This is a genomic window from Chryseobacterium taiwanense (genome assembly GCF_000813825.1).
Lineage (GTDB): Bacteria > Bacteroidota > Bacteroidia > Flavobacteriales > Weeksellaceae > Chryseobacterium > Chryseobacterium taiwanense.
In genome coordinates, this window is the sequence record NZ_JWTA01000034.1 from 1 (window position 1) to 1,651 (window position 1,651).

1 protein-coding gene is annotated in these 1,651 nt (G+C 41.6%); it reads right to left on the reverse strand.

The features are described 5' to 3' along the window. On the reverse strand, window positions 1-1,651 hold a 1,651-nt coding region (dnaE, locus tag RM51_RS18865; RefSeq protein WP_039373332.1), incomplete at both ends, for a DNA polymerase III subunit alpha.

Below are 1,651 nucleotides of genomic sequence, written 5' to 3' on the forward strand. Positions count from 1 at the left end.
GTTTTCGGGTTTGAAGTTGACCAATAACACCCTTGCTTCTACGAGGAGCTCATTTTTAGGTTTTCCTGTGAACCTGAAAGCTCCTATAAAAATGAGAATCTGTACGGTTTCAATCCCTATAGGAATACGATTTATAAAGTCTTCTAATGATCTGTAGTCGCCATTTCTTTCCCTTTCTTCTACAATTCCATGAGCAATTTTTGTTTCGAGCCCTTCTAATACCATCAACCCCAAATAAATATCCTTCCCCTTAAGTGTGGTCTGAAATTCACTGGTATTTACACAAGGTACCTGGATTTTGCCGCCCGACATTTTTGCTTCATGAATATAGACTTCTGTACGGTAAAACCCTCCCTGATTATTGATCACCGAAACCATAAATTCTAAGGGATAATATACTTTGAGATACAAACTCTGATAACTTTCTACGGCATAGGAAGCAGAATGTGCTTTGCAGAAAGAATATCCTGCAAAGGATTCTATCTGTCGGTATGCTTCAGCCGTTAATGCCTCCGAATGCCCCAGCTTTTTGCAGGATTCGAAAAAATTGTTTTTTACTTCTCTGAGCTTTTCAATGGAACGACCTTTACCGCTCATGGCTCTGCGGAGAATATCTCCATCTGCCAGAGACAAACCGCCAAAATACTGAGCAATCTTAATCACATCTTCCTGATAGACCATAATGCCGTACGTTTCTTTCAGGTGTTCTTCGAATACCGAATGGAAATATTCGAATTGATCGGGATGGTTATGCCTGAAAATATACTCGCGCATCATTCCGCTCTGTGCCACTCCGGGACGGATAATGGAGGAAGCGGCAACAAGAATTCTGTAATTATCGCACTTCAATCTTCTTAAAAGCCCCCGCATTGCGGGAGATTCTATATAAAAACAACCTATGGTCTTTCCTATAGCCAGATACTCATTGGCTTGGGCTTCATCTTTGGATAGCGTTGTATCTCTAATATCAACACTAACGCCTCGTGTCTTTTTGATCAGCTCTACGGTATCATTGATGGTACCCAATCCTCTCTGGGAAAGAATATCGAATTTTTCGAGGCCGATATCTTCGGTGACATTCATATCGAACTGAACGATCGGAAATCCTTTAGGAGGCATTTCTAGAGCGGTGTAATTTGTAATAGGTTCTTCTGAGATTAAAATTCCGCAGGAATGCATGCTTCGCTGATTGGGAAATTTCTCCAAGAGTTTTCCATATTGATGTACCAGTTGTACCACCTCATTCTGGTCATGCTGTATCATCGGTCTCTTCGCTAACTCATCCAGCTCTTCCTTAGGCAGGCCAAATACTTTCCCCACTTCTCTAAAGATGGATTTGTACTTAAACTCCACATTGGTTCCACAGAAAGCTACATGGTTCTTCCCGTACCGGTCAAAAATATATTCCAGTATGGTATCCCGATTCTGCCAGCTCCAGTCGATATCAAAATCCGGCGGAGACTTCCGGTTAAGGTTTAAAAACCTTTCAAAATACAGATCCAACTCCAACGGGCAGATATCTGTGATCCCTAAACAGTAGCTTACAATAGAATTAGCTCCACTCCCCCGCCCTACATGCATAAAGCCCATACTATTACTGTAGCGGATAATATCCCAGGTAATCAAAAAGTAAGAACAGAAATTGAGTTCG